The following is a 15,471-nucleotide window of genomic DNA, read 5'->3' as shown; positions in this document are numbered from 1 at the left end:
GGCCAGATGCCGCCGTCACTTCACACCGAAAGCCCTGAGCGCACAGTCAAAGCGCTGACCGTTTCGGGCGCTTGGCGGCTGTCTACCGCTGCCCGCCTGAGCGCACACCGAGCAGCACGTCCTCCCAGGCGGGGATGACCGGCTTGCCGCGCCGGGTGTGCACCGGCTGTTCGGGCGGGGCGGGCGGCGCCGGCTTCGGCTCTTCTTCGCGTTCGAGTTGGGCAACCCGTGCGAGCGGCCGCAGGGGACGCTCGAAGTTCGGGTCGATGAGCTCGCTGGCCGGGTCGTCGATCGCGGTGACGGTGCCGCCGTGCGCGCCGGGAGTGAAGCAGAAGTGCGCGATGTTGTCGGTGCGGCCGGCCTTCCAGGCGAGCTGCACGGTCCAGCGGCTGTCCTCGTTGCGCCAGGCGTCCCAGCTGAGCCGGTCGGGTTCGAGGCCGCGCGCGACCAGTGCGGTGCTGATGGTCTCCAGCAGGGTCAGCACCGCGGGCCCGTCGGCGAGCATCGGGTGCGCGGCCGTTGCCAGCTCGGCGGCGCGGGCGCGTTCCAGCAACACGGGGTGCGCGAACCTGCGGACGCGCACGATGTCCGAGCCGGACGCGGCGGCCACCTGCTCGACGGACGCGCCGGCGCGGATGCGGGCTTGAATTTCCTTGGGGCTCAGCATGTTTGTGACTTGCATGTCGAGCGCCGGCTGCTCGGGTGGTGGCGACTCGCCGCGCAGGGCGGCGCGGAGTCTGTCGTCGGCCGCCAGCTTGAACCGATCCGCGGGGTCATCACCCTCGCAGATGATGTATTTGCCGTCGTCGTCGAGACCAACCACTTTGAGTACCCGCATGGCTTCTCCTCGCAGGCTCCGTCCCGCTGCGCGACGGACCCGTCAGGTGCGCACTCTAGTGCAGCTAACGCCGGTAACCCGCTCTGACACGCTGGCGGGCTGCAGGCCGATGACCGAGAGGTTAAAGCCGCTCGACCACCCAGTCGACGCAGCGGGTCAGCGCGCTGACGTCCTCGGGGTCGACCGCGGGGAACATCGCGACCCGCAACTGGTTGCGGCCCAGCTTGCGGTAGGGCTCGGTGTCGACGATGCCGTTGGCCCGCAAAGTCTTGGCGACGGCCGCGGCGTCGACGTCGTCGGCGAAGTCGATCGTGCCCACCACCTGAGAGCGCAACGCCGGATCGGTGACGAACGGCGTGGTGTACGGCCGCTCCTGGGCCCAGGAGTACAGCCGCTGCGACGAGTCCGCCGTCCGCTTGACCGCCCAGTCGAGCCCGCCGTTGCCCAGCAGCCAGTCCAGCTGTTCGGCCATCAGCGCAAGGGTGCCGATCGCCGGGGTGTTGTACGTCTGGTTCTTCAGGCTGTTCTCCACCGCGATGGGCAACGACAAGAAGTCGGGAACCCAGCGGCCCGACGCGGCGATCGACTCGACCCGCGCCAGCGCGGCCGGGCTCATGACGGCCAGCCACAGCCCGCCGTCGCTGGCGAAGTTCTTCTGCGGCGAGAAGTAGTAGACGTCCGCCTCGGTGATGTCGACCGGCAGCCCGCCGGCGCCCGAGGTCGCGTCGATGAGGACCAGCGCATCGTCGGCGCCGGCCGGTCGGCGGACCGGCACCGCGACACCGGTCGAGGTCTCGTTGTGCGCCCACCCGATCACATCGACCGACGGGTCGCTCTGAGGTTCGGGGGCGCTGCCGGAGTCCGACTTGATGATGATCGGGTCGCCGACGAACGGGTTCTTGGCGACGCAGGACGCGAACTTCGAGCTGAACTCGCCGAACGACAGGTGCAGCGAGCGCTTGTCGATCAGCCCGAACGCCGCGGCGTCCCAGAACGCCGTCGCGCCGCCGTTGCCCAGGATGACCTCGTAGCCGTCGGGCACCGAGAACAGCTCACTGACGCCCGACCGGACCCGGCCCACCAGATCCTTGACGGGCGCCTGCCGGTGCGACGTGCCGAACAGCGGCGCCGCGGTGGTGGTCAACGCCTTGAGTTGTTCGGGCCGGACCTTCGAGGGACCGGAGCCGAAGCGGCCGTCGCGGGGTTTGATGTCGGAGGGGATCTCGAGCTGGTCAGCCATGCCAGCCAGCCTAGTGAGCGCTCCGAGGGTGGCGACGCCGTGGGCCGAACTAGCCGGCCGAGCCCTTGACGTGTGTGAGCCACGCCACACCGCTGGCGTGACCACCGGTCAGGCCACAGTGCCTCCGACCGCTCTAGAAAAATACCCGGTACCTGCGGTACTGTCTGGACATTGCACGTCCGAATGTAAACCTCGTTGGGGAGGCTTGGAATGGACAGGACGCGAATGGTCCGGCGTTGGCGGCGCAACATGGAGGTCCGCGACGACGCCGAGTACGTGAACATGCTTGCCACACTGTCCGAGGGGTCGGTGCGGCGTAACTTTAACCCGTACACCGACATCGACTGGGACTCACCGGAATTCGCGGTCACCGAAAACGACCCCCGCTGGATCCTGCCGCTGACGGACCCGCTGGGCCGCCATCCCTGGTACCAGGCCCAGTCCGAGGAACGCAAGATCAAGATCGGGATGTGGCGGCAGGCCAACGTCGCCAAGGTGGGCCTGCACTTTGAGTCGATCTTGATCCGCGGGCTGATGAACTACACGTTCTGGGTTCCCAACGGGTCACCGGAATACCGTTATTGCCTGCACGAATCGGTCGAAGAGTGCAACCACACCATGATGTTCCAGGAGATGGTGAACCGCGTCGGCGCCGACGTTCCCGGCATGCCGCGGATGCTCAAGTGGCTCTCGCCGCTGGTTCCGCTGGTCGCCGGCCCGTTGCCGGTGGCGTTCTTCATCGGGGTGCTGGCCGGCGAGGAGCCCATCGACCACACGCAGAAAAACGTTCTGCGCGAAGGCAAGTCGCTGCACCCCATCATGGAGCGAGTGATGGCCATTCACGTGGCCGAGGAGGCCCGGCACATCTCGTTCGCGCACGAGTTCCTGCGCAAGCGGCTGCCGGAGTTGTCTAAGCGGCAGCGCTTCTGGACGGCGTTGTATCTGCCGTTGACGATGCGGGTGTTGTGCCAGGCGATCACGGTGCCGCCCAAGGCGTTCTGGCGGGAGTTCGACATCCCACGCGAGGTCAAGAAGGAACTCTTCTTCCGGTCGCCGGAATCGCGAAAGTGGTTGAGCGACATGTTCGCCGACGTTCGGATGCTCGCCTACGACACCGGTCTGATGGAAACGCGTTCCGCGCGGCTGATGTGGCGGCTCTGCAAGATCAACGGCAAGCCGTCGCGCTACCGCAGCGAGCCGCAGCGCCGGCACCTGGCCGCCGCGCCGGCCGCGTAGCGCCGCCCGGGTTTATCCATGCCGCACGTTATTACCCAGTCGTGCTGCAACGACGGGTCCTGTGTCTTCGCCTGTCCGGTGAACTGCATTCACCCCACACCGGACGAGCCGGGTTTCGCGACGTCGGAGATGCTCTACATCGATCCGGTGGCCTGCGTGGACTGCGGTGCGTGCGTGAGCGCGTGCCCGGTCGGCGCGATCGCGCCGGACACCCGGCTGGAGCCCAAGCAGCTGCCTTTCGTCGAGATCAACGCCTCGTTCTACCCCGAGCGACCCGCCGACGTGAAGCTGCCGCCGACGTCGAAGCTGGCCCCGGTGATCCCGGCCGCCGAGGTGCGCGCGCGCCGTCGGCCGTTGACGGTGGCCATCGTGGGATCCGGGCCGGCGGCGATGTATGCGGCCGACGAACTGCTCACCCAAGACGGGGTGCGGGTCAACGTCTTTGAGAAGCTGCCCACGCCCTACGGGTTGGTGCGCGCCGGGGTGGCGCCCGACCACCAGAACACCAAGAGGGTCACCCGGCTCTTCGACCGCGTATCGCGCCACCGCCACTTCCGGTTCTACCTCAACGTCGAGATCGGCGAGCATCTCAGCCACGCCGAGCTGTTGGCCCACCATCACGCCGTGCTGTACGCGGTGGGCGCGCCGGACGATCGCCGGTTGGACATCGACGGGATGGGCCTGCCGGGCACTGGCACCGCCACCGAGTTCGTCGCGTGGATCAACGGGCATCCCGACTTCACCGATTTGCCGGTCGATCTCGGTCACGAACGCGTGGTGATCATCGGCAACGGCAACGTCGCCCTCGACGTGGCCCGAGTGCTGACGGCGGACCCGGAGGACCTCGCCCGAACCGACATCTCGGACCACGCGCTGGAAGCGCTTCGCCGCTCGGCCGTGCGGGAAGTGGTGATCGCGGCCCGGCGCGGGCCCGCCCATTCGGCGTTCACCCTGCCCGAATTGATCGGGCTGACCGGCACATCCGAGGTCGTGCTCGACGCCGCCGACCACCAGCGCGTGGCGCGCGATCTGGAGATCGTTTCGGATCCGCTAACCCAGAGCAAGCTGGAGATCCTGAGCAAGCTGGGCGACGCTTCGGCACCCTTGTCGCGCAAGCGAATCCGGCTGGCCTATCAGCTCACGCCCGAGCGCGTGCTGGGTGAGCGGCGCGCGACCGGCGTGGAATTCTCCGTCACCGGCACCGACGAGGCGCGCCGGCTCGAGGCCGGACTGGTGCTGACGTCGATCGGCTACCGCGGCAAGGCGATTCGCGACCTTCCGTTCGACGAATCCGCGGCCGTCGTGCCCAACGAGGGTGGTCGCGTCGTCGAACCCGGCTCCGGACTACCGGTGCCCGGCGCATATGTGGCGGGCTGGATCAAGCGTGGGCCGACGGGGTTCATCGGCACCAACAAGTCCTGCTCGATCCAGACCGTCCACGCCTTGGTGGCCGATTTCAACGCCGGCCGGCTCACCGAGCCGGTGGCCAAGCCGGAGGCCCTGGGCCGGCTGGTGCGGGCGCGCCGGCCCGCCGTCGTCGACTCGGCGGGGTGGCGCGCCATCGACGCTGCGGAAATCGAGCGCGGCGGCCGCGACGGCCGGCCACGCAACAAGTTCACCGCCGTCGCCGACATGCTCGCCGCGGCGGCCGCCGCGCAACCGGCGCCGCCGATGCGACGCCGGCTGCTGGCCCGGCTGCGGGACTCTTAGCCCGCCTGCCCGGCCATCGCGGCTGCGATCTCCTCGGGGCTGACCTCGCGCACCGGCTGTCCCAGCGACCAGTGGTGGCCGAACGGGTCGGCGACCACGCCGTAGCGGTCTCCCCAGAACTGGTCGTCCAACGGGGCCACCACGGTGGCGCCCGCGTCCAGCGCCCGCTGGAACTTGGCGTCGACGTCGGTGACCGTCAGGTGAATGGTGACCGGGGTCCCGCCAAGCGACTTGGGCGTCATCGACTTGCCGCCGCAGGTCTCCGGGAAGTCGTCGTTGAGCATCACCGTGAAGCCGTTGATGCGCAGCGCGGCGTGGACGAGCCTGCCGTCGGGACCGGGTACGCGGCCGAGCTCCTCGGCGCCAAAAGCCTTGACGTAAAAGTCGATCGCCGCGGCGGCGTTGTCGACCACGAGGTGCGGGGACAGTGCCGGTTCGATGTTGATCGCCATGGTGGCCTCCTTGTTGTCGGTCTGGATACCAGCCCAGGCGGAGGCTGGCTCACGGTTATTGACTTGGCCCGCGACTCCAACTCATCGCGGCCGGAACCATTCAACCGCCGGGCACCGACAACTAACGGACGCCTGCGTGACGCCAGCGCGAAGATCAGGCAGAGGTGAGAACCCGGTCCCAGCCCTCGACCTCTTCCGGGCTGCGCGGGCCCGGTCCGACATAGATGGCCGACGGGCGCACCAGCTTCCCGAGCCGCTTCTGCTCGAGGATGTGGGCGCACCATCCCGCGGTGCGACCACACGTGAACATCGCCGGCATCATGTTGGCCGGCACCCGGGCGAAGTCCAGGATGACGGCGGCCCAAAACTCGACGTTGGTTTCGATGGCCCGGTCCGGGCGCCGCTCCCGCAGTTCGGCCAGCGCTGCCTGTTCCAACGCGACCGCGACCTCGTGCCGCGGGGCGCCGAGCCGTTCCGCGGCCGCCCGCAGCACCCGCGCCCGCGGGTCCTCGGCGCGGTAAACCCGGTGGCCGAATCCCATCAGTTTGTCGCCGCGGTCCAGGATCGACTTGACCAGGCCGCGGGCGTCGCCGGTGCGCTCGACTTCCTCGATCATCGGCAGCACCCGCGCCGGCGCACCACCGTGCAGGGGGCCGCTCATCGCCCCGATCGCCCCCGACAGCGATGCCGCGACGTCGGCGCCGGTCGAGGCGATCACCCGCGCGGTGAACGTCGACGCGTTCATGCCGTGCTCGGCGGCCGACACCCAGTAGGCGTCGATGGCCTCGACGTGCCGCGGGTCCGGCTCGCCCTGCCATCGGGTCATGAAGCGCGCTGTGACGGTGGGGCATTCGTCGATTACTCGCTGCGGAACGGCCGGCTGATAGATCCCGCGCGCCGACTGTGCGACGTAGGACAGGGCCATCACCGAGGCCCGGGCCAGCTGGTCGCGGGCGGTGGCCTCGTCGGTGTCGAGCAAGGGCTTGTAGCCCCAAATGGGGGCCAGCATCGCCAGGCCCGCCTGCACGTCGACCCGGACGTCGCCGGTGTGGATGGGCAGCGGGAACGGCTCGGCGGGCGGCAGACCGTGGCCGAACTTTCCGTCGACCAGGAGCGCCCAGACGTCGCCGAACGTGACCTGCTGAGTCACCAGGTCTTCGATGTCGACGCCGCGGTAGCGCAGTGCGCCGCCGTCTTTATCCGGTTCGGCAATTTCGGTGGTGAAGGCCACCACGCCTTCCAGGCCGGGGACAAAGTTTTCGGGGACAACAGTCATGGGAGAAATTCTCGCACCCCACCTACGGGCGGACGCTACCGGCCGGTAGCTACCGCCGGTAGCGTGGGCGCAATGGCTGGACCAGCGGAGGAACACCTGCAGAGGATGCGCGTCGAGTACGGGTCGGTCGAGAAGGACGGCAGCCCGGACCTGGATGCGGATTGGTTGGCCGACGGGTGGCTTGCCTTGTTCCGCAAGTGGATTGAGGACGCCGAGCGCGCCGGGGTGGCCGAGCCCAACGCGTTCGTGTTGGCCACCATCGCGGAGGGCCGGCCGGTCAGCCGATCGGTGTTGTGCAAGAGCGCCGACGAGACCGGAATCACTTTTTTCACCAACTACGACTCGGCCAAGGGCGTCGAGCTGGCGGCGACGCCGTACGCGTCGGCCACCTTCCCCTGGTACCTGCTGGGCCGGCAGGTACACATCCGCGGCCCGGTCAGCAGGGTCGACTCGCAGGTCACGCAGGACTACTGGGCCCAGCGGCCGCGCGGCTCACAACTGGGCGCGTGGGCGTCGCACCAGTCGCGGCCGATCGCCTCGCGCGCGGCGCTGCTCGAGCAGCTGAACGAGGTCACCGAGCGCTTCGCCGACTCGGAGCGCGTCCCGGTTCCGCCCAACTGGGGCGGCTACCTCCTGGCGCCCGAGGTGGTCGAGTTCTGGCAGGGCCGAGAAAACCGGGTGCACAACCGGATTCGCGTCGTGGGCGGGCGGGTCGAGCGCCTGCAGCCCTGAACGCTGACGCGCGCTATGAGGCCCGTCACACCCCGAGTTCACCTCGGCTTAACCGCCGGACGGGCGCACGACCAGCGGACTCGACCCCGGGCAGGCGCGCCGCCGCCGCAACGACTACCTTCAGCAGTAAGCACCTAGTCAGGGCAGCCATACCAGCCAGAGCGCAAAGGGGTTCTCGTGGCCGACACCGACGACACCGCAACTCTGAAGTACCCGGGGGGCGAGATCGACCTGGAGGTCGTTCACGCCACCGAAGGAGCTGACGGCATCGCGCTTGGCCCGCTTTTGTCCAAGACCGGTTACACGACGTTCGACAACGGCTTCGTCAACACCGCGTCTTGCAAAAGCTCCATCACCTACATCGACGGCGACGCCGGGATCCTGCGCTACCGCGGCTACCCGATCGAGCAGCTCGCCGAGAAGTCGACGTTCATCGAGGTCAGCTACCTGCTGATCTACGGCGAGCTGCCGAACAAGCAGCAGCTGGACGAGTTCACCAACCGGATCCAGCGGCACACCATGCTGCACGAGGACCTGAAGCGCTTCTTCGACGGCTTCCCGCCCAACGCGCACCCCATGCCGGTGCTGTCGAGCGTGGTGAACGCCCTGAGCTCGTACTACCCCGACGCCCTGGACCCGGTGGACAACGGGCAGGTCGAGCTGTCCACCACCCGCCTATTGGCGAAGCTGCCCACCATCGCCGCGTACGCCTACAAGAAGTCGATCGGGCAACCGTTCCTCTACCCGGACAACTCGCTTTCCCTGGTGGAGAACTTCCTGCGGATGACGTTCGGGTTGCCGGCCGAGCCCTACCACGCCGATCCGGAAATTGTCCGGGCGCTGGACATGCTGTTCATCCTGCACGCCGACCACGAGCAGAACTGCTCGACGTCCACGGTTCGTCTGGTCGGCTCGTCGCGGGCCAACCTGTTCACCTCCATCTCCGGCGGCATCAACGCGCTGTGGGGCCCGCTGCACGGCGGCGCCAACCAGGCGGTGCTCGAGATGCTCGAAGAGATCCGCCAGAGCGACGACGACGTCACTGAATTCGTCCGCAAGGTGAAGAACCGCGAGGCCGGCGTGAAGCTGATGGGCTTCGGCCACCGCGTCTACAAGAACTACGACCCGCGGGCGCGGATCGTCAAGGAACAGGCCGACAAGATCCTGTCCAAGCTCGGCGGCGACGACGACCTGCTCAGCATCGCCAAGGAACTCGAAGAGGCGGCACTCACCGATGACTACTTCGTCGAGCGCAAGCTCTACCCCAACGTCGACTTCTACACCGGCCTGATCTATCGGGCGCTCGGGTTCCCGACCCGCATGTTCACCGTGCTGTTCGCATTGGGCCGGCTGCCCGGCTGGATCGCGCACTGGCGCGAGATGCACGACGAGGGCGACAGCAAGATCGGGCGTCCGCGCCAGATCTACACCGGCTACACCGAGCGCGACTACGCGACCATCAACGACCGCTAGTTCCGGCCACCAGACGCAAAAGCCCCCTTTTCGGCGCGGAAATCAGGGGCTTTTACGTCTGCTCGCGACGGAAGCCAGCACGGCCATCGCGGCGTTGTGGCCGCCGATGCCCGACACCGCCCCGCCGCGGCGGGCGCCCGAGCCGCACAACATGATTCGGTCGTGGGCCGTCGCGACGCCCCATTGCCGCGCGGGGGTGTCCAGCGGGTCGTCGTCGGCGGCGAATGGCCACGACAGCCCGCCGTGAAAGATGTTGCCCGCGGTCATGCCGAGCGTGCGGTGCAGGTCCAGGGTGGTCGTCGTCTCGATGCAGGGCCGTCCGCGCGCGTCGTTCATGAGGACGTCCTGAATCGGTTCGGCCAGAACGGAATTCAGCGACTCCAGCACCGAGTCGGTCAGCCGGTCGCGCAGCGCGCCGGAGTAGCTGCCGTCGAACAGCGAGTGCGGGGTGTGCAGGCCGAAAACCGTCATCGTGTGGGCGCCCGAGTCGCGCAGGGCTTCCGACACAATGCTGGGATCGGTCAGCGAATGGCAATAGGCCTCGCACGGCAGCGGATTCGGGATCTGCCCGCCGGCCGCGTGCTGGTACGCGCCGTCCAGTTGGGTCCACGTCTCGTTGACGTGAAACGTCCCGGCGAACGCCTCCTCGGGTGTGACGGCGGCGTCACGCAACCGTGGTAGCCGCCGCAGCACCATGTTCACCTTGACCTGCGCGCCCTGGGCCGGCGCGGCGGGCCGTTCGCCGAGCAGGCCGGCCAGGATTGTCGGTGTCACGCCGGCCAGAACGAACCTTCCCCGGACCACGTGCTCGTCGTCGGCGCGGCGGTAGCACACCTGGCCGTCCGGGTCGACGCCGAAAACCTCGGCGCCGGTGACTATTTCGGCGCCATGTCCGGTGGCCGCAGCCGCAAGTGCCGTGGTCAGCGCGCCCATCCCGCCGACAGGGACGTCCCAGTCGCCGGTGCCGCCGCCGAGCACGTGGTAGAGGAAGCAGACGTTCTGCCGCAGCGACGGGTCGTCGAGGCGGGCGAAGGTGCCGATGAGTGCGTCGGTCGCGATCACGCCGCGCACCAGGTCGTTGCCGACCGCCTCGGCGATGGCGTGGCCGATCGGCTCGTCGATCATGGCGCGCCACGCGTCCGCCGCGCCGGGATCGCCGGCGTCGGTGACGTGCCGGCGGGCCTGCTCGCGGGTGCACAGCGGCTCGAGCAGCGTCGGCCAGAGCCGCTGGGTGACCAGCCGGCAGCGCCGGTAGAACGCGGCGAATCGGGGCTCGTCCTCGGCGGCGCCAATGGCGGCGAACTGGCCGGGCCGCCCGATCAGCAACCCGGTGCGGCCGCCGGTCGCGGGGTCGGGGGTGTACGACGAGAATTTCCGGCCGGCCAACCGCACACCGACCCCGAGGTCCTCGAGGATGCGGGACGGCAACAGGCTGACCAAATACGAGTACCGGGAGAGCCGAACGTCGACGCCCTCGAAGGCCTGCACGGACACCGCGGCCCCGCCGACCTGCGCCAGCCGTTCCAGCAGCCGCACCCGAAGGCCGGCCTGGGCCAGGTAGCCGGCCGCGACCAACCCATTGTGACCCCCGCCGACGATGACGACGTCGACCTCCGAAGGGGACACGCTCAGCCCAGGTAGTCCTCGACCTCGTCGGGCGGACGTACCTGCGCCTCGCGCGGGTCACCGCCGGTTTCGCGCAGCGCCCGGCGCTGCCGCAGCAGGTCCCAGCACTGGTCGAGTTCGACCTCCAGCCGGCGCAGGCGATCGTGCTCCTCGTCCGTGCTGATCTCACCGTGCTGCAGCTGTGCCCGCAGGGTCTTCTCCTCGGCGACCAGTCCCTGGATGCGTGCCAGGGTCTCGCTGTCGGTCGGTTTGTTGCCGTTGGCCATGGGTCCAGTGTGCCCGACTTGGCAGGCGTTGCCGCGCCGACTCGGTAGGCTGCATATCGCCTGGAAGATGCAAACGTCGGGGGAGCTAACCGAGGGGAGACGCAGAAGTGGGGGTAGGCACGGGTTTGCGGCATCCGGCCGCAAGCACCGACTCGGTGCCGGTGCCGGAGATTCACCGGCCCTCGGCCGGCCTGCCCTGGCTGATCGCGGTGGCGGTAATTCCGTTGCTGATAGCGGCGATCGGCTACGGCGCGTTCGATCAACCGCGGCCTGCCCACCGGGCGGGCGGCCCGATGCCGGGGACGTCGAGCACGTCCGCCGCTCCGAAGTTATCCCTGGCACCCCTGTCGATCACCCGCAACGGCAACGACTTGACGCTCGCCGGCGACTTCCCCGACGACTCCGCCAAGGCGGCCCTGCTGACGGCCGTCAAGGGCTCGCTGCCGGGCGTCAACGTCATCGACCAGATCCACATCAACCCCAACATCGACGCGCTCGATTTCGCAAGGGCCGCACCGATATTCAAAGACAGCGCCTCGATTCCCGATTTCAGCCTCGTGGCCGGCGGGGACACGATCACGCTGGCGGGCACCGCGGCATCGCCAGACCAAAAGAACGCCGTCAGCCAGGACGCCGCGCGCACCTGGTCCACTTTGAAGGTCGTTGACAAGCTTGTGGTCAGCGGGCCGGTTCCGCCGCCGGCGCCGCCCGCCGCGGGACAATGCAACGATCTGCAATCGGCGATCAATGCGGTGACGGGCGGGCCGATCACGTTCGCGAACGACGGGTTCAGCCTCACCCCGGCCGACAACCAGATCCTGATTCAGGTGTCGGGCAGGCTCAAGGCCTGCCCCACCGCGCACGCGACGATCAACGGCTTCAGCGACAACTCCGGCGTCGAGGCGATCAACATCGCATTGAGCAGCCAGCGGGCCCAGCGCGTGGCCGACTTCCTGGTTGCCAACGGCGTCGCGGGCACGGTGCTGATCGTCAAGGGTTTGGGTTCGGTCAATCCCGTCGCCTCCAACGACACGGTCGATGGTCGTGCCAAGAACCGTCGCGTCGAAATCGTTGTGAGCTAAGGAGATCCGGCATGGATTTCGTGATCCAGTGGTTGTGGTACCTGCTCGCATTCGTGGCGGGCTCGGCCGTTGCCCGCGTGATCGCCAACATCTTGAACAAGCGCGTCGTCGTTGAGGAAGTCCCCGCCGTTGCGAACCGGCACGAGGGGGATGACGAGTGATGGACCACGTGCACTGGTGGCTGTTCGCCCTGTCCTTCGTGACGGGGTTGGTGTTGACGCTCGCGCTGCGGGTGCGTCCGGTCAAACGTCAAGTGCCAGTGGGGTCGCCGAATGCCGGCGGGGCTGCCGCGGACGCCGAGCCGGATCGGCCCACGACCGTGATACCCGTCGAGCAAGAGACGATTCCGATTGCCGAGGAGCGGCCGACGACGGTTCGCGCCCAGCTCGATTTGTTGACGCCGAAGCCTCCCACCGCGGAAGAGCTTGCGCCGACGAAGGTTCCGGCCACGGAAGAGCCGCCGACGGCGATGATTCCCGCCGAGCAACCGACCGAGGCGACGGATAATTCGCCCGCCGACGAGCCGCCGACCGCGACTCCGGCCGAACAACCGACCGAGGCGACGGAGAATCCGCCCGCGGACGAGCCGCCGACCACGACTCTGGCCGCGGAAGAATCGCCGAAGGCCGGCCGATCCTTCCGGAGATTCCGGCCGAAGCGGGCGCGGACCGCGGAAGACCCGCCGACGGAAATTCTCCCGATCGATCGCCTGGCCGAGCTCGTGGAGCCTCCCGTCGAGCCGGAGTCCGCGGCGACGGAGATTCCCGCCGATCAAGAGCCGACCGCCATGATCCCGGTCGAGCCGGAGCCCGAGACGACCCGGATTCCCGTCGACCAAGAACCGCCGACGACCATGCTCCCCGTCGAGCCCGAGCCTGAGACCACGGAGATTCCCGTCGCTCCCGAGCCGCCGCCGGCGGAACAGCCACGAAAGGCCGGGTTTTCGTTCCTTCGAAGATTCTTTTCCAAGCCGGAGCCGACCGCCGAAAAGCCGTCGAGGGGCAAGCGACCGGCGGCGAAGAAAGCTCCCCCGAAGAAGGCCCGCCCAGGCGCTAAGGGATCCCCGACGAAGAAGACTCCCGCCGGCAAAAAGCCGCCGCCGCGAAAGGTTCCGCCGGGCAAGAAGCCGCATGGCGCCAAGGCGCGCCCGGCGAAGCCGACGCCGGTCGCCAAGCAGCCGGCGACCAAGTGGACCCCGGTGTTGCCGTACGAGCCCTACGGCCCGGGCTCCGCGCGCGCCACCCCGGATGGCGGCGGCCCGGCGGGATGGCTGGTGAAGGGCCGGTCGGATACCCGGCTCTACTACACCCCCGACGATGCGGCCTACGACCCGACCGTCGCGCAGGTCTGGTTCAAGGACGAGGCGGCCGCCGCGCGGGCCTGTTTCACGCCGTGGTGCAAGAGCTCGAGGAAGTAAACGCCAGGACCTACGTCGGCGCGGGGATGTGCAGCAGCAAGCGCGCCCCACCCAGCGGGCTGTCCTCCAGCGACGCCGTCCCACCGTGCAGGTGCGCCTGCTGGGCCACCAACGCCAGGCCCAGGCCCGACCCCGAATGCGACGCCGTCGACCCGCGCGAGAACCGCTCGAACACCACCTGGCGCTCGGACTCCGGGACCCCGCTGCCGTTGTCGTCGACGGCGATATCCACCCCGGCGCGCGAGCTCACCGCCGACAGCTGGACCCGGGTGGCGCCGCCGTGTTTGACGGCGTTGGCGATCGCGTTGTCGACGGCGAGGCGCAAGCCCGCGGGCAGCCCCACGATGATGCAGGTCGGCGAGGGTGCCAGGGAGACGTCGAGGTCGGGGTAGACCCGCATGGCGTCATGCGCCGCACGGTCGAGCAACTCGGTGATGTCGACCGGCACGTGATCGTCGGACGTCGACAGTTCGCCCTGGGCCAACCGCTCCAGCGCGCTCAGGGTGGCCTCGATGCGCGCCTGAGTGCGGATGACGTCGCTGACCACCTCTTTGCGTTGGTCGTCGGACAGGTCCAGGGTCGAGAGCACCTCGAGGTTGGTGCGCATCGCCGTCAGCGGGGTGCGCAACTCGTGGGAGGACACCGCGGCGAAGTCGCGGGCCGAGGCGAGCGCCTCCTTGGTCCGGTTCTGCTCGTCCCAGATCCGCTGCAGCATGCCTCGCATCGCCTCGGCGATCTCGACGGCCTCGCTGGCGCCGTGCACTTCGACCCGCGGCGCCTCGTCGCCCGCGTCGATCGATCGGGTCTGCTGGGCGAGCTGTTTGAACGGGCGCACCGCGAACGCGGCCAGCAGCCACGCGAAAACCGCGGAAGCGCCGATGGCGAACCCGCAGATCAGCATCACCCGGCGGTGCAGGTTGTTGGTCTCGGCGAGGGTGGCGTCGTAGGTGGCGCCGACGGCGAGCGAACTCGGTCCCGGCCCGGGTATCTCCACCGTCCGGACCCGGTAGCGCACCCCGTTGACGTAGGCGTCGCCGTAGTCGACGTCGAGTTTGGGCAGCGTGACGTCCGAATTCGACTTGACGAGGTTTCCGCGCCGGATCGTCATGATCGCGTCTCGGTCGTTCGGTGAGCGCGGGATTTCGTCGAGACCGCGCGGCAGGAAGGGAATCGCGAAACCGGCGGCCTCGTCGAGGCGGCGGTCCAGCCGTTCCTTGCGGTCGTTGGTGATCCCGACCCAGACGACGGCGCCGACGATCAGCACCGGAATCGCCGCGCCGATGGCCGTCGCGAGCACCACCCGGGTTCGCAGCGAGGGCGTGCGGGCAAAGATGCGGGACAGGAGGTTCATGACTGTGCGATCTGGTTACTGCATGGCTACTGCATTCGCAGCACGAACCCGACTCCGCGGACCGTGTGCAGCAGTCGGGGACCGCCGTTGGCCTCCAGCTTGCGACGCAGATACCCGATGAACACGTCGACGACATTGGTGTCGGCGGCGAAGTCGTAGCCCCACACCAGCTCCAGCAGTTGCGCCCGGGACAGCACCGCGGTCTTGTGCTCGGCCAGGACCGCGAGCAGGTCGAACTCGCGCTTGGTCAGGTCGACGTCGACGCCGTTGACCCGAGCCCGGCGACCGGGGATGTCGACCTCCAGCGGACCGACCGTGATGGTTTCGGAGGAAGAGGTCGCGGTCGAGCCGCGCCGGCGCAGCAGCGCCTTGACCCGCGCGACCAGCTCGGCCAGCACGAACGGCTTGACGAGGTAATCGTCGGCGCCGGCCTCCAGCCCCGCCACCCGGTCGTCGACCGAGCTGCGCGCGGACAGCACGCAGACCGGCACGTCGTTGTCCATTGCCCGCAGCGCCGTGACGACGCTGACGCCGTCCAGCACGGGCATGTTGATGTCGAGGACGATCGCGTCCGGGCGCGTCTCGGTGGCGCTGCGCAACGCCTCGGCGCCGTCGACGGCCGTCGACACCTCGAACCCGGACAAGCGCAGGCCACGTTCCAGCGAGGCGAGTACGTCGGAGTCGTCGTCGACGACCAAGACCCGGGGTGAGGTGGGACCAGTGTCCATGCCGCCCATCTTGCCTGATTGTCCGCGGCGGCGGTGGGAGGCGC

The 15,471-nt window shown here is 68.7% G+C and carries 15 protein-coding genes and 1 pseudogene; 8 read left to right on the top strand and 8 right to left on the bottom strand.

What is annotated here, in order from left to right; genetic code table 11:
- Window positions 1-82: 82 nt before the first annotated feature.
- The gene (sepH, locus tag AC5Y4S_RS13835) at window positions 83-838 is read right to left on the bottom strand and encodes a septation protein SepH (RefSeq protein ID WP_068107543.1); all 756 of its coding nucleotides are present in this window, start codon (window positions 836-838) and stop codon (window positions 83-85) included.
- A gap of 121 nt (window positions 839-959) precedes the next feature.
- Complete coding sequence (serC, locus tag AC5Y4S_RS13830) at window positions 960-2,078, bottom strand: phosphoserine transaminase (protein WP_500033268.1); 1,119 nt, start codon at window positions 2,076-2,078, stop codon at window positions 960-962.
- 210 nt (window positions 2,079-2,288) lie between these two features.
- Here serC and AC5Y4S_RS13825 point away from each other — a divergent pair, with 210 nt between their 5' ends.
- Window positions 2,289-3,314 carry an AurF N-oxygenase family protein gene (locus AC5Y4S_RS13825; protein WP_500033267.1) on the top strand — a complete coding sequence of 342 codons (1,026 nt, stop codon included), beginning with the start codon at window positions 2,289-2,291 and terminating at the stop codon, window positions 3,312-3,314.
- A gap of 18 nt (window positions 3,315-3,332) precedes the next feature.
- Window positions 3,333-5,024, top strand: coding sequence for an FAD-dependent oxidoreductase (locus AC5Y4S_RS13820; RefSeq protein WP_500033266.1), 1,692 nt, complete (start codon window positions 3,333-3,335; stop codon window positions 5,022-5,024).
- On the opposite strand, the gene AC5Y4S_RS13815 is transcribed toward AC5Y4S_RS13820, so the two are convergent.
- Together AC5Y4S_RS13815 and AC5Y4S_RS13810 are read right to left on the bottom strand one after the other, a co-directional pair.
- Window positions 5,021-5,476 (bottom strand): VOC family protein, encoded by a 456-nt coding sequence (locus AC5Y4S_RS13815; protein ID WP_500033265.1) that lies wholly within the window; start codon window positions 5,474-5,476, stop codon window positions 5,021-5,023. The genes AC5Y4S_RS13820 and AC5Y4S_RS13815 overlap by 4 nt on opposite strands.
- A gap of 154 nt (window positions 5,477-5,630) precedes the next feature.
- Entirely contained in the window at window positions 5,631-6,752 is a 1,122-nt protein-coding gene (locus AC5Y4S_RS13810) for a citrate synthase 2 (protein ID WP_068107553.1), read from the bottom strand.
- Between the two features lie 72 nt (window positions 6,753-6,824).
- On the opposite strand from AC5Y4S_RS13810, the gene pdxH reads away from it, so the two are divergent.
- The gene (gene pdxH, locus AC5Y4S_RS13805; protein ID WP_500033264.1) at window positions 6,825-7,484 is read left to right on the top strand and encodes a pyridoxamine 5'-phosphate oxidase; all 660 of its coding nucleotides are present in this window, start codon (window positions 6,825-6,827) and stop codon (window positions 7,482-7,484) included.
- A 177-nt stretch (window positions 7,485-7,661) separates the two neighbouring features.
- Window positions 7,662-8,957 (top strand): citrate synthase, encoded by a 1,296-nt coding sequence (locus AC5Y4S_RS13800; RefSeq protein WP_067004805.1) that lies wholly within the window; start codon window positions 7,662-7,664, stop codon window positions 8,955-8,957.
- Between the two features lie 42 nt (window positions 8,958-8,999).
- On the opposite strand, the gene AC5Y4S_RS13795 is transcribed toward AC5Y4S_RS13800, so the two are convergent.
- On the bottom strand, window positions 9,000-10,589 hold the full coding sequence (locus AC5Y4S_RS13795; RefSeq protein ID WP_500033328.1) for a phytoene desaturase family protein: 1,590 nt from the start codon (window positions 10,587-10,589) through the stop codon (window positions 9,000-9,002).
- A complete protein-coding gene (locus AC5Y4S_RS13790; RefSeq protein ID WP_500033263.1) occupies window positions 10,586-10,849 on the bottom strand; it encodes a DUF2630 family protein in 264 nt (87 codons plus the stop codon). The genes AC5Y4S_RS13795 and AC5Y4S_RS13790 overlap by 4 nt, the downstream gene beginning before the upstream one ends.
- Before the next feature lie 107 nt (window positions 10,850-10,956).
- Between AC5Y4S_RS13790 and arfA the strand changes: the two genes are divergently transcribed.
- The 4 genes and pseudogenes from arfA to arfC (AC5Y4S_RS13770) all read left to right on the top strand — a co-directional run bounded on the left by arfA (window position 10,957) and on the right by arfC (AC5Y4S_RS13770) (window position 13,348).
- Window positions 10,957-11,931, top strand: coding sequence for a channel-forming protein ArfA/OmpATb (gene arfA, locus AC5Y4S_RS13785; protein ID WP_500033262.1), 975 nt, complete (start codon window positions 10,957-10,959; stop codon window positions 11,929-11,931).
- Window positions 11,932-11,942: 11 nt separating this feature from the next.
- A complete protein-coding gene (arfB, locus tag AC5Y4S_RS13780; RefSeq protein ID WP_500033261.1) occupies window positions 11,943-12,092 on the top strand; it encodes a channel accessory protein ArfB in 150 nt (49 codons plus the stop codon).
- Window positions 12,092-12,181: pseudogene (gene arfC / locus AC5Y4S_RS13775) on the top strand (channel accessory protein ArfC); the annotation flags it as partial. The gene arfB and the pseudogene arfC (AC5Y4S_RS13775), both read left to right, overlap by 1 nt.
- A 219-nt stretch (window positions 12,182-12,400) precedes the next feature.
- Window positions 12,401-13,348 (top strand): channel accessory protein ArfC, sunset domain variant, encoded by a 948-nt coding sequence (gene arfC / locus AC5Y4S_RS13770; RefSeq protein ID WP_500033327.1) that lies wholly within the window; start codon window positions 12,401-12,403, stop codon window positions 13,346-13,348.
- A 10-nt stretch (window positions 13,349-13,358) separates the two neighbouring features.
- On the opposite strand, the gene AC5Y4S_RS13765 is transcribed toward arfC (AC5Y4S_RS13770), so the two are convergent.
- Together AC5Y4S_RS13765 and prrA are read right to left on the bottom strand one after the other, a co-directional pair.
- Window positions 13,359-14,699: a sensor histidine kinase gene (locus AC5Y4S_RS13765; RefSeq protein WP_500033260.1), complete on the bottom strand. Its 1,341-nt coding sequence runs from the start codon at window positions 14,697-14,699 to the stop codon at window positions 13,359-13,361.
- A gap of 26 nt (window positions 14,700-14,725) precedes the next feature.
- Window positions 14,726-15,436: a two-component system response regulator PrrA gene (prrA, locus tag AC5Y4S_RS13760; RefSeq protein WP_142276448.1), complete on the bottom strand. Its 711-nt coding sequence runs from the start codon at window positions 15,434-15,436 to the stop codon at window positions 14,726-14,728.
- Window positions 15,437-15,471 lie beyond the last annotated feature (35 nt).

Source organism: Mycobacterium sp. NGS64 (genome assembly GCF_059812245.1).
Note: the sequence above shows the minus strand (reverse complement) of the source record. Positions and strands in the feature narration are given on the sequence as shown.